The 14,270-nt window shown below is 34.5% G+C and carries 14 protein-coding genes; 11 read left to right on the top strand and 3 right to left on the bottom strand.

Annotated elements, in window-relative coordinates:
* Positions 1–246 precede the first annotated feature (246 nt).
* Positions 247–600, top strand: a complete 354-nt coding sequence (locus tag AWE51_RS13615) for a hypothetical protein (protein ID WP_066314307.1) — start codon at positions 247–249, stop codon at positions 598–600.
* A 40-nt stretch (positions 601–640) separates the two neighbouring features.
* Here the strand turns inward: AWE51_RS13615 and AWE51_RS13610 are convergent, their stop codons facing one another.
* The 3 genes from AWE51_RS13610 to AWE51_RS13600 are packed head-to-tail and all read right to left on the bottom strand — an operon-like array spanning position 641 to position 3,498.
* Complete coding sequence (locus AWE51_RS13610; protein ID WP_066314306.1) at positions 641–1,759, bottom strand: BamA/TamA family outer membrane protein; 1,119 nt, start codon at positions 1,757–1,759, stop codon at positions 641–643.
* On the bottom strand, positions 1,759–2,424 hold the full coding sequence (locus AWE51_RS13605; protein ID WP_066314305.1) for a DUF481 domain-containing protein: 666 nt from the start codon (positions 2,422–2,424) through the stop codon (positions 1,759–1,761). The genes AWE51_RS13610 and AWE51_RS13605 overlap by 1 nt, the downstream gene beginning before the upstream one ends.
* A 39-nt stretch (positions 2,425–2,463) precedes the next feature.
* Positions 2,464–3,498: a S1C family serine protease gene (locus AWE51_RS13600; protein WP_099098785.1), complete on the bottom strand. Its 1,035-nt coding sequence runs from the start codon at positions 3,496–3,498 to the stop codon at positions 2,464–2,466.
* A 270-nt stretch (positions 3,499–3,768) separates the two neighbouring features.
* Here AWE51_RS13600 and AWE51_RS13595 point away from each other — a divergent pair, with 270 nt between their 5' ends.
* From AWE51_RS13595 to AWE51_RS13550, 10 genes are all read left to right on the top strand, one after another.
* Positions 3,769–4,005 carry a hypothetical protein gene (locus AWE51_RS13595; RefSeq protein ID WP_066314302.1) on the top strand — a complete coding sequence of 79 codons (237 nt, stop codon included), beginning with the start codon at positions 3,769–3,771 and terminating at the stop codon, positions 4,003–4,005.
* 4 nt (positions 4,006–4,009) lie between these two features.
* A complete protein-coding gene (locus AWE51_RS13590) occupies positions 4,010–6,340 on the top strand; it encodes a molybdopterin-dependent oxidoreductase (RefSeq protein WP_066314301.1) in 2,331 nt (776 codons plus the stop codon).
* A 3-nt stretch (positions 6,341–6,343) separates the two neighbouring features.
* Positions 6,344–7,045 (top strand): cytochrome C, encoded by a 702-nt coding sequence (locus AWE51_RS13585; RefSeq protein ID WP_066314300.1) that lies wholly within the window; start codon positions 6,344–6,346, stop codon positions 7,043–7,045.
* Positions 7,038–7,658, top strand: coding sequence for a cytochrome c3 family protein (locus tag AWE51_RS13580; RefSeq protein WP_066314298.1), 621 nt, complete (start codon positions 7,038–7,040; stop codon positions 7,656–7,658). Before AWE51_RS13585 ends, AWE51_RS13580 begins: the two co-directional genes overlap by 8 nt.
* A gap of 41 nt (positions 7,659–7,699) precedes the next feature.
* Entirely contained in the window at positions 7,700–8,902 is a 1,203-nt protein-coding gene (locus tag AWE51_RS13575) for a 4Fe-4S dicluster domain-containing protein (protein ID WP_066314296.1), read from the top strand.
* A gap of 137 nt (positions 8,903–9,039) precedes the next feature.
* Positions 9,040–10,263 carry a sulfate reduction electron transfer complex DsrMKJOP subunit DsrP gene (dsrP, locus tag AWE51_RS13570; RefSeq protein WP_066314294.1) on the top strand — a complete coding sequence of 408 codons (1,224 nt, stop codon included), beginning with the start codon at positions 9,040–9,042 and terminating at the stop codon, positions 10,261–10,263.
* Positions 10,264–10,341: 78 nt separating this feature from the next.
* Complete coding sequence (locus AWE51_RS13565; RefSeq protein ID WP_066314292.1) at positions 10,342–11,808, top strand: cobyric acid synthase; 1,467 nt, start codon at positions 10,342–10,344, stop codon at positions 11,806–11,808.
* The gene (locus AWE51_RS13560; protein ID WP_066314290.1) at positions 11,808–12,830 is read left to right on the top strand and encodes a pyridoxal phosphate-dependent aminotransferase; all 1,023 of its coding nucleotides are present in this window, start codon (positions 11,808–11,810) and stop codon (positions 12,828–12,830) included. The genes AWE51_RS13565 and AWE51_RS13560 overlap by 1 nt, the downstream gene beginning before the upstream one ends.
* On the top strand, positions 12,812–13,744 hold the full coding sequence (cbiB, locus tag AWE51_RS13555; protein ID WP_066314288.1) for an adenosylcobinamide-phosphate synthase CbiB: 933 nt from the start codon (positions 12,812–12,814) through the stop codon (positions 13,742–13,744). Before AWE51_RS13560 ends, cbiB begins: the two co-directional genes overlap by 19 nt.
* Positions 13,737–14,261 (top strand): AAA family ATPase, encoded by a 525-nt coding sequence (locus tag AWE51_RS13550; RefSeq protein WP_066314286.1) that lies wholly within the window; start codon positions 13,737–13,739, stop codon positions 14,259–14,261. The genes cbiB and AWE51_RS13550 overlap by 8 nt, the downstream gene beginning before the upstream one ends.
* The last annotated feature ends 9 nt before the right edge of the window (positions 14,262–14,270 follow it).

The following is a 14,270-nucleotide window of genomic DNA, read 5'->3' as shown; positions in this document are numbered from 1 at the left end:
TAACTTTAATTTTCTACTTTTTATAGTTTGAGATCTCTCAAAATAACTTCTAAGTGATAAATAATCTAAAATAAATCATAACCGATTGAGTCTCGTATTTATCAGATTCGCATTCTAATTTGTACACTTCACTTTAATAGTATCTAATTCATGGATTTATCCTATATAATTTTGTGTTTCAAAATAAGATATAAATACGAACTACTTGTATAGAATGTTGATTTATAAATAGAAAATTGAACTGCTATGATTGAATTTTTTGCATCAGTCTTGAATATGTTTCTTAGGGAGAAAAAGGCTATCTCTCAAAAAGAAGAAATTGATATGGAAGTTTGGTTTGACCTTCATCTATCAGAGATGAACTTATCCAAAACAATACAAACGCGATACAAGAGTATTGTTTTTCATTCTTTTTTGAAACTTTGGGCGATTTGTAATAGTGACGAAGAACTTAATGCTAAGAAATTTATTGATAAATTTAATGAGGTTGTTAACCAAAAGGATGTTGAGGTAAGAAAAATTTTATCAAGTGATCAGTATAAACAACACCAGAGTAATTTTAATGAATTCATGAGAATTATTATCACTCGCTTAAATTAATATTGATAATATAATATAAGTATAGTAGTACTACGGTAGTTTAAAAAGCCTCATTAATCCCAAAATAAAAACCACTATTTCCATTTTCGCCAAATCCAGTATCTAATCGTAGCCAAGTACTTTTGTTTTTAAGTAACTTAAAACGTATTCCGGCTCCTGCACTAGGTTTTATGTTACTTATGCTAAAGAAATTTTCAGGAGCACTTGCTACTTCGCCTACTAGTCCAAAAGCTGCCATTGTCCATCGCGGTTTAAAACGCCATCGATACTCTGTTTGAATAATGTACATATGTCTGTCTGTAAATCTGCCGTAGAAATAACCTCTTGCGCTATAGCTTCCACCAAATTTTGCTAAACCTTGAAAAGGTGCGCCTCCAAAAGTATTTTCACTATATACTTGCATCGCCAAGATGCTTGTTTTGGTTAATGATTCATATGCGCGTAAATCCAAAAAGAATTTATTATACCCATGTGTAGCCCCTAGAAGTTCGCTCGAGAATTGTGCGTTAAGCTTGTAATAACGACCTGATAGAGGAGAGCCTAGATCATCTCTAGTATCTAAATTGAAGGTAACACCTAATCCACTAATAATAGCTCGATCACTTCCTAAAATTGTTCCAGATTCTAAAATCCCACCTTCTTCGACCTCAGTGACATCATGATTCTCAAAGACATATTCAAATCCGAAATTAAGATTTGGGGGTAAGCGTCTTAGATAACCTATTTTTAATTTATGCGAAGTCATGTTATACACTTCTTCATTTCTGTCTGGTGTGCTATTACCGATACCCCAAAATAAATTAGGGTAGATCTCCCAGGTATAGTCTATATTTATAAAATAATCACCTTTACCTAAATAGATTTCTGGTTTGACCTCAAATAGAAATTGCTCGTTTAGAGTATAAATTCCGCTAAACAGGATGTTTGATAGGCGATCATTGTAGATGTTTTTTTTATTTAATAAGAAAAATTGTCCTCCACCACCAAAACCAAATTCAGTTTCTGGCGTATAAAAGGCAATAGGAACTCCTATAAATTGAATACTTTTTGTACTAGCTATAGTATCTGTTTTAAATACCGTTTCCTTACTTTGGGACCTAACTCCATTAAAAAATAAGAGTAAGAGAGCAACTGTATATGTCGAAATTTGCTTTTTCATTAGAATTGATCTACTAAAATGTTAAAACCAAACGAAAAAGAAATACTATTCACAAAAATGGCCTCAGAAGTTATAGTGTTTATTGGGGTTGATTCTTGATCAATATTGATCCATAATAGGTTGGTTTTTAGTCCAATATCAAAAGTAACTACATCGAAAAATGCATATGAGTATCCTACTCCTAGTAGTGTTCCAAAACCACCACCTTCAGCCAATTCTTCTATAAAACCATTTGTTTGCTCTATTCGAGTGTTGTCTCGGTATAGTACATATCCAGGTGATGCTTGAAAAAAAAGAGATCCACGCTCTACCTTTGAGAGATAATATGAAACTATTGGCCCCAGAAATAAGTTCTCTGTAGTTCTCTCAACTATCCCCGAATTATTGCTTCTATTAGCACTAATTGTACCTCCTACTAAAAAACGATTTTTAATAAATTTTCCGGTGGTGAGATTAACTCCGTATTCATTGGTAGTTGTAGTTTCATTAGTATTTCTTAATTCAATGGTACTTGAGTTAATAGTGCCTGATAATCCGGTAAGCCATTTCCCTTTACGAAATGGCGAAACTATGGTGTCTTTATTTTGAATTTGAGCAGTAATAAGATTACTAAATAGAATAAATAGACTGATGCTTATTATTTTTATTGAGTAGGAATGTTTCATTAATAAAAGCTTTGTTTTGGTATATTTGGAAAAAATAGGTTATCTTTTTAATAAGATGATTTTTCCATCTCGCAATACTTTTATTTCTAAAGGATCTGTTGGTTTTAGATTTTTTCCCAATTCACCAAGTCTTATCAAAGTATCATCAGTAAAATCGAAAATAATATCATTAAAGGCAAGTATAATATCACCGCCTATTATTAGTTTTTGTCCGTCAATTATGATTTCAGTATCACCTCCTTGTAATCCCATTTTGTGTAAAATAGAACCAAAAACCACACGCTGCACTAATAAACCACTATTTTGAGGTACGTTAAACAACCGTTTTGTTTTACCTACTAGAGGAAATGCATCAAAACCTAACCAAGGTGTTCTATTATTTGTCATTAGGTTTTTAGTAATATTTGCTGTAGCAGCAAAACCAATACCTTCAAAACCCCCTGATTTGGTTAGAATTTGACTTACAACACCAATTACCTCTCCCGTCATATTAAACATAGGTCCACCCGAATTACCAGTATTGATAGCAGCATCAGTCTGAATAAATTCTGTTTGCGTAAAAGGGTTTTTTCCTTTTTTATTTCTAATAATTCCACTTACATATCCAGAAGATAATGAGTGACTATAACCAAAAGGGGCGCCTACAATAAAAATTTGTTCTCCAATTTTTAATTGATCAGAATCTCCAAAAGAAACAGTTACTGCATTCTTTTTCGGAAATTCTAGTTTTATAAGGGCTACATCGGCTGTTTTAAATGTAGAGATTACTTTTGCCGGGATAACTTCTCCGTCCAGAAATCGAACTCTTAATTGTTCTGCTATGTCCACAACATGAGAAGCAGTAATAATCTCCGTATCCGAAACCATAAATCCAGACCCTAATCCTTCAGAAGTTATTGTTTTAGTAATACCACCATTTGACTCTAGCTTTGCTTCCTGAGTGAAAATTACAACTACTGCAGGATTTACTTTTTCATAAAGTTGAGACAAGTCTTGAGAAGACAGGGTAAGCACAAAGAAACTCGTCATCAAAAACAGTAGATACTTCATAATAGTATTATATGTAATTTTCATAAAATTAAAGACTTAATACCAGAGGGTAATTATCATTTAAGTTCAGCTAAATTGTAAAGAATCTTAAATGAGTTGTAGACTTGAACTAAATTGATAACCGCTTTTTTTGAAGATGCTCTAAATTTATAAGGTAATAGTGATTTCTACACTGTTTTGATCTAACAAAGTTTAGTAACCTGATAAATGTCATGTTTTAATTTAGATCGATAGATGACCTTTATCCTATATAATTAGGAATAGACCTCTATTCAGAATAACACTAACAATAGTATGCCAATCAAAAGTTATCTCGCCCACCCAATAACAGGTATGAAAAATGACCTTATCGTTTCCTTGACCCAATACGAGCAATGTGAAGTGATTCCCGCAGAAAATAATGAAGTAGTCATTTTGATTACTGATACTCAGGATGACACTGAAGAGCATATACTGAAAGAAAAAATAGAGGCAATACCAAGCTTAAAACTGTTAGCTATGGTTTCTGGGTTTAATACTACAAAAAACTAAGCCAATGTATACATCGACACTTACCGATAGAAGGGAATTTATTAAGAAAATGGCAATACTCTCGGCAATGACCGCCGCTGCGACAATGTTTCCGGGAATTATTTTTGCCGAAGAACAAGAAAGTAACATTCCTGAAGGGGCAAATCTGGATTGGAAAAAAGGACCTTGTAGATTTTGTGGAGTAGGTTGTGGCATTTTAGTAGGTACAGAAAATGGAAAAGCAGTAGCCGTAAAAGGAGATCCCAACAGTTCTGTAAATAAAGGCTTACTCTGTGTAAAAGGATATCATCAAATTATGTGTATCCAAGCAAAAGATAGATTAACACATGCATTGGTAAAGAAAAATGGCGCTTATGTTAAAACTCCTCTTAATGAAGCCTTAGATATTGTCGCTAATAAAATGAAGGAGACCATCCAGGAGCATGGTAAAGATGCTGTGGCAATGTATACCTCTGGACAGTCAACAATTCCTGAAGGATACGTTGCCTCTAAGTTTATGAAAGGAGCAATCGGGACTAATAATCTAGATTGTAATGCTCGTTTATGTATGGCAAGTGCCGTAGCAGGTTTTTTAACCAGTTTTGGAGCAGATGAACCCATGGGATGTTATGAGGATATTGATCATGCCGATTATTTTATAACCTGGGGTAATAATATGGCAGAAATGCATCCGGTATTATTTTCAAGAATGTTAGAACAAAAAAATAGAAGAGGGGCAAAGATTATTGATTTTGCTACACGTACAACACGTTCTAGTACAGCATCTAATAGATCAATATTATTTGAACCTCAAACTGATTTGGCCGTTGCAAATGCTATTTGTTATGAAATTGTTCATAACGGTTGGATGAATAAATCTTTTGTAGAAAAGCATTGTAATTTTAGTAAGGGGTTAACTAATATGGGATATGGTTTAGAAGATAACTATTCTTTTAATGATAAACCCTCAACAATAGATTTTGAAGCCTATAAAAAATTCTTAGAAGAGTATACTCCAGAAAAAGTAGCCAAATACTCAAAAGTGTCTGTAAAAGATATTAAGTATTTAGCTGCTATTTATGGAGACCCAAATAAAAAAGTAGTATCCTATTGGTGTATGGGGATGAACCAACATACTAGAGGAACTTGGATGAATAATTTGGTATATAATATTCATTTACTTACCGGAAAGATCTCTCAACCAGGTAATGGACCATTTTCTTTAACAGGGCAACCTTCGGCATGTGGTACGGCAAGAGAAGTAGGGACTTTTACTCATAAACTGCCTAAAGGTGTTGTGACGAATGAAAAGCACAGACGTCTTGCAGCAAAAATATGGAAAGTTCCCTATGAACGTATTCCGCCGAAACCGACATACCATGCTACCGAGATGTTTAGAGCTGTAGATCGTGGAGATATAAAATTTATATGGACCCAGGTTACTAATCCTTTGGTTTCATTACCAAAAACAGGGAGATATCGACCAGGTATGGAAAAGGATTCTTGCTTTGTGGTAGTTTCAGACGTTTTCCCAACACCAACATCAGATGTAGCAGATGTAATATTGCCAGCATCATGGCATATCGAAAAAAGTGGATTATACGGAAACTCTGAACGCAGAACCCAGCATTGGGATAAAATGGTAGAAGGGCCAGGTGAGACTACTCCTGATGCCTGGATGACGATAGAGGTTGCAAAACGAATGGGATTTGGAGATTTGTTTCCGTATAGTGAAGAAAATCATGTTGAAGAAATCTATAATGAGTATAGACAGTTTCATGAAGGACCAAAACACGGAATGGCACCACTAGAGGTGTTAAAAAAAGAATCAGGTGCAATATGGCCGTATGTAGATGGTAAATCTACACAATGGAGGTTTAATGCAAAGTATGACCCAGCATGTACTAATGGAGAAGATTTTCATTTCTATGGTAAACCTGATGGTAAAGCTGTGATCTGGGAAAGACCTTATGAGCCAGCTCCAGAGGTTCCTGATGCAGCATATCCGTTTTGGTTAAATACTGGTAGAGTAATCGAACATTGGCATACAGGTTCTATGACTCGCAGAATTCCAGTATTACATAAAGCTATGCCAGGTGCTTATGTAGAGTTTCATCCTGAGGATGCAGAAGCACTGGGAATTAGGAATGGTGAAAATATTAAGGTTTCATCTCGTAGAGGTTCATGTGTGCTACCTGCATCTATTAATGAACGAGGCTTACCTACCAAAGGCCAAGTTTTTGTGCCTTTCTTTGATGAAAATATGTTGATTAATGATGTTACGCTAGATGCCTTTTGTCCTATTTCAAAAGAGCCCGATTATAAAAAATGTGCCGTTAAAGTTGAAAAAGCATAGGGTATGAAAAAGAGACTAGGTATCATTTCATTCTTTGTGATTTTATTCATCACCTTTATTGTAATCTGGAATTATAGTTACAAAAAAGGACTAGAAGAAGCATATATTCCGATTAAGGAGCAATCCCTGGATTTTGGTATTCCTTCTGAAAAAGGAGTATTTACACGAGCCGAATTTGCATTGGATTATCTTAATATGCCTGTCGACGAAGCACACCAGCGAAGTTTAGAAACATACTATGATAATCGTGCATACCCAGGTGCACCACCAAGTATTCCACATGAGTTACTAAAAGGCGAAAGAGGAATTGGTGGTAAGGCTTGTCTGCAATGCCATCAAAACGGAGGTTTTGTAGACAAATTTGATGCTTATGCTCCGGTAACGCCACACCCAGAGATGATTAATTGCAGACAATGTCATGTCGCTCAAAATACACAAACACTTTTTGCAATTTCGAATGCTACTAAAATACAAGCACCTAAAGCAGGAGTCAATAATGCATTACCAGGAAGTCCACCTATGATGCCACATGGTATTCAAATGCGAGAGAATTGTTTGTCTTGTCATGCCGGCCCGGCAGCACCAAAAGAGATTCGGGTTACACATCCCGAAAGAGTAAATTGTCGTCAATGTCATGTGCCAGATATTCGTGAATTTGCAGATGTAGAAATTTTTAGAAGAACTAATAATCATCAAAATGAGTAGACAAAATTATATATTTCTTCTTAGTTGTATTTTCATTTTTATGCTTTTTTCTTGTAAGCACGGAGAAGGAGAATATCATAGTCTCACAGATAAAATCGAAGAAAAAAGCAAAGATTATCATGGTATTCCAGTTTCGTCTGAACCATATATAGATGATCTTAAAACTGTAGAGATTACTGAAGGAGAGCATACGTTTTTAATACCTGAACGTAAAAGTCAAATAACATCATATGCCTGTACAGAATGCCATTCTAAACCCTTAGAACAAATGAAAGGATCCGATTTTAAGAAAGCGCATTGGGATATTGGGTTGGTGCATGCAAACAAGGTAACTATGAATTGTGCTACGTGTCATAACGGGAATAACATGGATAATTTGCAAAGTCTTACAGGTAATTCAATTGATTTTAATAGGAGCTATAAATTATGCAGTCAGTGCCATAGTCAGCAATTTGAAGACTGGAAAGGTGGTGCCCACGGTAAAAATATAGGGGGATGGGCTGACCCCAGAGCTGCAATGACCTGTGTAAACTGTCATAATCCACATAAACCGCATATCGAATCCAGATGGCCATCTAGATTTAATACACAAAAAGTAAAAGAAAGAGAATAATCCAATAGCCTTTTTATGGTGATTTTAATAAAACGTAAGTTATGAGTGGGATTGGAAAATATTTTAAGTTAAACATGAATAGTGCAACGAGACAAACAACTGGTGGGGCTTGTAGTTGCGGTAATACATCTGGAGGATGTGGTTCTCATAGCGCAGATACAAGTGAACCAGCTCCTATAAAATCATCTTGTGGTTGCGGTAGTGATTCAGGAGGCTGTGAATCTTATAATAAACCTGAGATGGGAGATCAAGAATTTTTTGAGGCGGCAGTAGATGCTTCTATCGGTCAGGAAACTAAAAAAGATGGTTTCGACCAAGTATTCGAGGTAAAAATGGATCGACGCACAGCGTTCAGGAAGTTAACCGCCAGCCTTATGATTGGGGCTGGTGCAGTAAGTACATCCTGTAGTGTTACTAGTGGAGAAGAATCTAAAGAAAAAGCGCAGATCGATTGGGAAGAGCAGTTTAAAGGAAACTATAAATTGATGACAGACGAAGAACGAAATGCTACGGTAAATCGTTTAGTGCGATCTTATGAGCTTCGTAAAAAAGAGAATATTACTATGAAATCCACAGATGCACTAAAAGATGTATTGTTTGGATATGCTTTTAATATTTCAAAATGTCAAGGATATATGGATTGTGTAAATGCTTGCGTTGAAGAAAATAATCAGGATCGTAATTCGCAAATGCAGTATATCCGTATTCATGAAATGAAAGACGGAGAAGGTTTTAAGTTTAACGAGGCCGACGATAACTATTATCATGAGGTACCGGCTGAAGGCCATTTTTATATGGGCACACAGTGTTTTCATTGTGATAATCCCCCTTGTGTAGATGTGTGTCCTGTGCAGGCTACATGGCGAGAAGATGATGGACTTGTGGTAATTGATTATGATTGGTGTGTGGGATGTAGATACTGTATGGCTGCATGTCCATACGATGGACGTAGGTTTAATTGGAGTACTCCTGAAGTTCCTGAAGAAGAAATCAATAAAAACCAACACTATTTAGGAAATAGAATGCGTAAAAAAGGAGTCATGGAAAAATGTACGTTTTGTGTACAACGATCTAGATCAGGAAAAGACCCAGCTTGCGTTGAAGCATGCCCAACAGGAGCAAGAATTTTTGGTAACCTTTTAGATCCTAATAGTACAATTAGATGGGTATTAGCTAATAAAAAAGTATTTAGATTAAAAGAAGATTTAGGTACAGAACCTAAGTTTTGGTATTTCATGGATTAAAATAACATGCGTGAGGGATAGTAGCGGCATCCTTTTTTAATGTCATCCTGAGCTTGCTAAAGGATAGTACATTTATAAAGATATAGCGAATAGCCCGACCGAAGCATAGCGAAGGGCACGGACAAAAAAAAGATAAAATGAAAACACTAAGAGTTTTTGGAAGTTTAGTAAAAGATAGCCTAGATATCGTTTCAAAAGGTTCTATGCGATATAATATTTGGATGGGAGCGCTGACTTTTATAATGCTTTTAGGAATGTATTGTTACTCAATTCAGTTAGAAGAAGGGCTAAGTGTTACAGGTATGACTGATCGTGTGAGCTGGGGATTATACATTTCTAATTTTACATTTTTGGTAGGAGTGGCTGCTGCGGCAGTAATGCTAGTGATGCCGACATATGTGCTTAAGGATATAGATTTTAAACAAGCAGTATTGATTGGCGAAGGGCTTGCCGTAGCCGCATTGATTATGTGTTTGGCATTTGTTGTCGCAGATATGGGGGGACCATCTGTATTATGGCATATGATCCCAGGGATTGGTGTTTTTAATTTTCCTGCATCGATGTTAACTTGGGATGTTATTGTGCTTAATGGTTATTTATTTATAAATATTAGTATTCCGTTTTATATCTTATTTAGACATTATCAAGGAAAAGATGCAAATCCAAAAGTTTATGTGCCAGGCGCTATTTTATCAGTGTTGTGGGCCGTAGGAATACATTTGGTAACTGCTTTTTTATATCAGGGGCTACAGGCTCGACCGTTTTGGAATAATGCATTATTAGGGCCACGTTTTCTGGCTTCTGCATTTGCAGCTGGGCCCGCGTTAATTATTTTGGTGCTAGCAATTATTAGAAGTTTTACTGCCTTTAAAATAGAAGATAAAACCATCAAAAAAATAGCACTAATAGTTACTGTAGCTGCCCAGATTAATCTAATTATGTTGGTTTCTGAGTTATTTAAAGAGTTTTATGCCCCCACACATCATAGTGAAAGTGCTTTTTATCTATTCTTTGGTTTAGAAGGAAAAACGGCTTTACTACCTTGGATTTGGACAGCAATTTCATTAAATGTATTAGCCACAGTACTATTAACTTTTGGTAAGCTAAGAAACAATTTTAAAGTGCTTTATTTTTGTTGCTTTATTTTGTTTGTAGCCATATGGATCGAAAAAGGATTTGGATTAATTGTTCCTGGATTTATCCCTGGACCTTATGGTAAAATTGCAGAATATACCCCAACAGGTATAGAAGTAGGAGTTACTTTAGGTATTTGGGCTTTGGGAGCATTTGTATTTACGATACTTGCTAAAACAGCAATTGGGATAGAAGTAGGAAAGTTGAGATTTAGGGCAAAAGAGTAAGGCAAGAAAGGATTTTATTCGGGCATAAAACCCGAATTATTTACCTAATTTTGACATCGATCGATTTAGTATATACAGATGAAAAAATTACGGCCTATTATGTTTGTGGGTACGGGCTCAGATGTTGGTAAAAGTATGTTAGTAACTGGTATATGCAGATTACTAAGGCAAAAAGGCTATTCTCCTGCACCATTTAAAGCACAAAATATGTCGCTTAATAGTTTTGTGACTCCTGATGGATTCGAAATTGGGAGAGCACAAGCAGTACAGGCGGAAGCCTGCAAAATCGAATGTTCTACAGATATGAATCCTATTTTACTAAAACCTTCAGGGATTCATAAATCACAAGTAGTTTTAAATGGTAAACCTATTGGAGACCAAACGACAAAAGAGTATTTTTTAGGAAATAATAAAGAGCAACTTTTTAAAGAAGCCAAACTAGCATTTGGTCGACTTAATGAAAAATATACCCCAATAGTGCTTGAAGGCGCAGGTAGTATAAGCGAACTAAACCTTAAAGATCGCGATATTGTAAATATGAAGATGGCCGATGCTGCAGATGCAGATGTGTATCTTATTGCAGATATTGATAAAGGAGGTGTTTTTGCAAGTGTTTATGGTTCTATTGCATTACTTGAACCTTGGGAAAAGAAATTGATAAAAGGAATTATTATCAATAAGTTTCGAGGGGATGTTTCTTTATTTGAAGAAGGAAAAAGTATTCTAGAAGAGTTAACTGGAGTCCCCGTTTTAGGAATTGTACCCTATGCAAAAGACATATATATTGAAGAAGAAGACTCTCTTGGATTAGAGAAAAAGAAAAATAAAGCACGTGACGGAAGCATTAATATAGCCGTTGTACTATTACCATATATATCAAATTATACAGACTTTAATGTATTAGAAAAAGATGCTAGAACACATTTGTTCTATTCAAATGATCCCAAGAATATTTCAGAAGCCGATATTATAATACTACCAGGAAGTAAAAACACGATCCAAGATCTTTTGTTTCTAAGAGAAAAAGGAATCGCCAAGGTTATTTTAGAAGCACATCGCTTACAAAAAAATATAATCGGAATTTGTGGTGGATATCAAATGTTAGGAAATACTGTGGCAGATCCTCTAGGAATAGAGAGTGATATTAAAACAATTCCTGGACTAGGAATTTTGCCGATAACTACAAAATTGACAGCAGAAAAAACAACAACACAATGTAGTTTTTCTTTTAAAGAATATCCTAATGTTATAACGGGATATGAAATCCATATGGGCGAGACTACCATTGAGATTCCCAGTCCATTAAACTATAGTGTAACTGGTACAGAGGGGTACTTGTCTGGGAACTGTTGGGGTACTTATATTCATGGTATACTAGACAACGCAATTGTTATAGAGGATTTATTAAAAGATTTTACAGCTCCAAAAGTGGAAACTTCTTTTGACTATAAGGCTTACAAAGAAGAAAACTATAATAAATTAGCTGCTCTATTAGAAAAACATATCGATGTTGAAGCCATAATTTCTGAAATGCAATACGTATAATGATCTACGGACACGGTGATGATGGGTATAAATATGAAATCGAATTTGAAGCTAATTTTAGCTCAAATGTATGGTTTGAAAGAACATCGATTAGGCTTATTAATTACCTTAAAGAACAGTTGCCAAGTATAGCTAATTACCCAACACCTAATGCAGACGAACTAGCAAAAAAAATCGCCTTACACCATGGGTTAGGTAACGATGCTATTTTGATTACAAATGGTGCTACAGAAGCTTTTTATACTATAGCATCTCTATTTTATGCTAAAAAGGTTGCAATAGGTATACCTACTTTTTCTGAATATAATGATGCCTGTGTGAAAAATAAAATGGATATAACTTTTTTTCAACGTACAGATGTGTTGCTCACTAGTTTTGAAGAAGACTTGGTATTTATTTGTAATCCCAATAATCCTGATGGTTTTAGCAACACAGTTTTAGAGATAGAACAGGTATTAAAAAAGTTTCCAAATACAATTTTTATCATCGATGAGGCTTATATAGATTTTACCTTTCAAATAACTTCTTGTATTTCTCTTTTAAGGGATTTTGATAATCTGATTATTGTAAAATCATTAACCAAATTGTTTTCTATTCCAGGATTAAGACTAGGCTATATTTTGTGTAATCCAGAAGTTAAACATAAGCTTCAACAATCCAAAATGCCATGGAGCGTAAATACAATGGCTATAGAAGCTGGAAAATATATCTTCGATAATTATGCTGAAATGTGTCCAGATATGGCAATGTTGTTAGCGTACAGTGAATCTCTTCAACGACAAATTAATATGTTAGATAGTTTTAGTGTTATTCCATCAAAAACGAATTATTTTTTGGTAAAACTAAAAAATCCAGATGCAACACAATTGAAAGATTATTTAGCACACACTCATAAATTGTTAATTCGGGATGCTTCAAATTTTAAAGGCCTAAATGCAAATTATATTAGGATTGCGAGCCAAGATCCAAAAAAAAATGAATTGTTAGTTAATGCATTAAAAGAATGGAGTATACACTATTAATAATTCCTTTAGTACTAGGATATTTATTTGATTTGATATTTGGTGATCCAAGATGGTTACCACATCCAATACGACTATTCGGAAATAGTATTGCTTTTGGTGAAAAAAAGATGAATAAAGGTAGTTTTGTTTTTTTTAAAGGAACTGTACTTGCAGTACTATTAACAAGTACTACTTTCTTATTTTTTTATAGTATTCAAAGAATAGTAGTAGAGTATTCTTTAGGTTACTATGTTTTTTCAAGTGTTTTTGTGTTTTATGCCCTTGCAAATAGGAGCTTGATTAGTGAGGGTAAAGCAGTCTTTAAAGCTTTAGCACAAAGCCTAGAAAAAGGACGAAACCGATTATCTTGGATTGTAGGTAGAGAAACTGATCAATTAAACGAACAACAAATAAAAGCAGCAGTTTTTGAAACCATGTCAGAAAATTTAAGTGATGGAGTGATTGCACCATTATTTTATTATGCGGTTTTAGGTGTTCCTGGAGCAATGGGATATAAAATGATCAATACATTAGATTCTATGATCGGATATAAAAATGATCGATATATTAATTTTGGAAAATTTGCTGCCAAGTTAGACGATATTGTTAATTATCTACCATCTCGAATAACTGCTTTTTTGATGTTGGTAGTGACTTTCAAGCTTCATAAAATCCCTTTTGTTTTAAAGTATGGAAAACAGCATTCTAGTCCAAATGCAGGGTATCCAGAAGCTGCCCTGGCAGCAATTCTAAATTGTAGATTTGGCGGACCTAATTATTATCATGGAAAACTAGTAGAGAAACCCTATATAGGAGTAAATGAAAGAGTAATAATGGATCATGAAATAAAGATAGTGACAAGAATTAATCAAAAAGTAACCTTTGTTTTTATAGCTATGATCTGCTGTTTTTTTTATTTTTATTATGCATAAAAAATATATTATAACTGGTGCTCCTGGAACAGGAAAAACAAGCTTGATTAATGAATTAAATGAAAGGGGATATTTATGTTATGAAGAAATATCCAGAAAAATAATAAAAGGTCAACAAAAAGTAAACGGAAATAAGACACCATGGGGGGACGTTTCTGGTTTTGTAGATCTGGTATATACACAAACCATTAAAGAATTAACTAATCCCGTAGAACAAAATACTTTTATAGATCGTGGGTTACCAGATGCAATTGCATATTTAAACGCTAGATCATTATCAATACCAAAGTATTTATCTAATTTTCCGTTTGATACTCATTATGAACCCATCATTTTTTTGGCACCTCCCTGGAAAGAAATTTACACAAATGATCCGCAACGTCCTCAGTCTTTTCAAGAAGCTAAGCATATTCATAAGCATCTTATAGAAGTTTATCAAAACCTTAGTTTTTGTATTAAAATCTTGCCTAAAGTAACTTTAACAAAACGTGTAGATTTTATTCGATCTATTATTTAAGCAAAACAA

This window comes from Aquimarina aggregata, assembly GCF_001632745.1.
In the GTDB taxonomy this organism is placed as follows: Bacteria; Bacteroidota; Bacteroidia; order Flavobacteriales; family Flavobacteriaceae; genus Aquimarina; species Aquimarina aggregata.
Note: the sequence above shows the minus strand (reverse complement) of the source record. Positions and strands in the feature narration are given on the sequence as shown.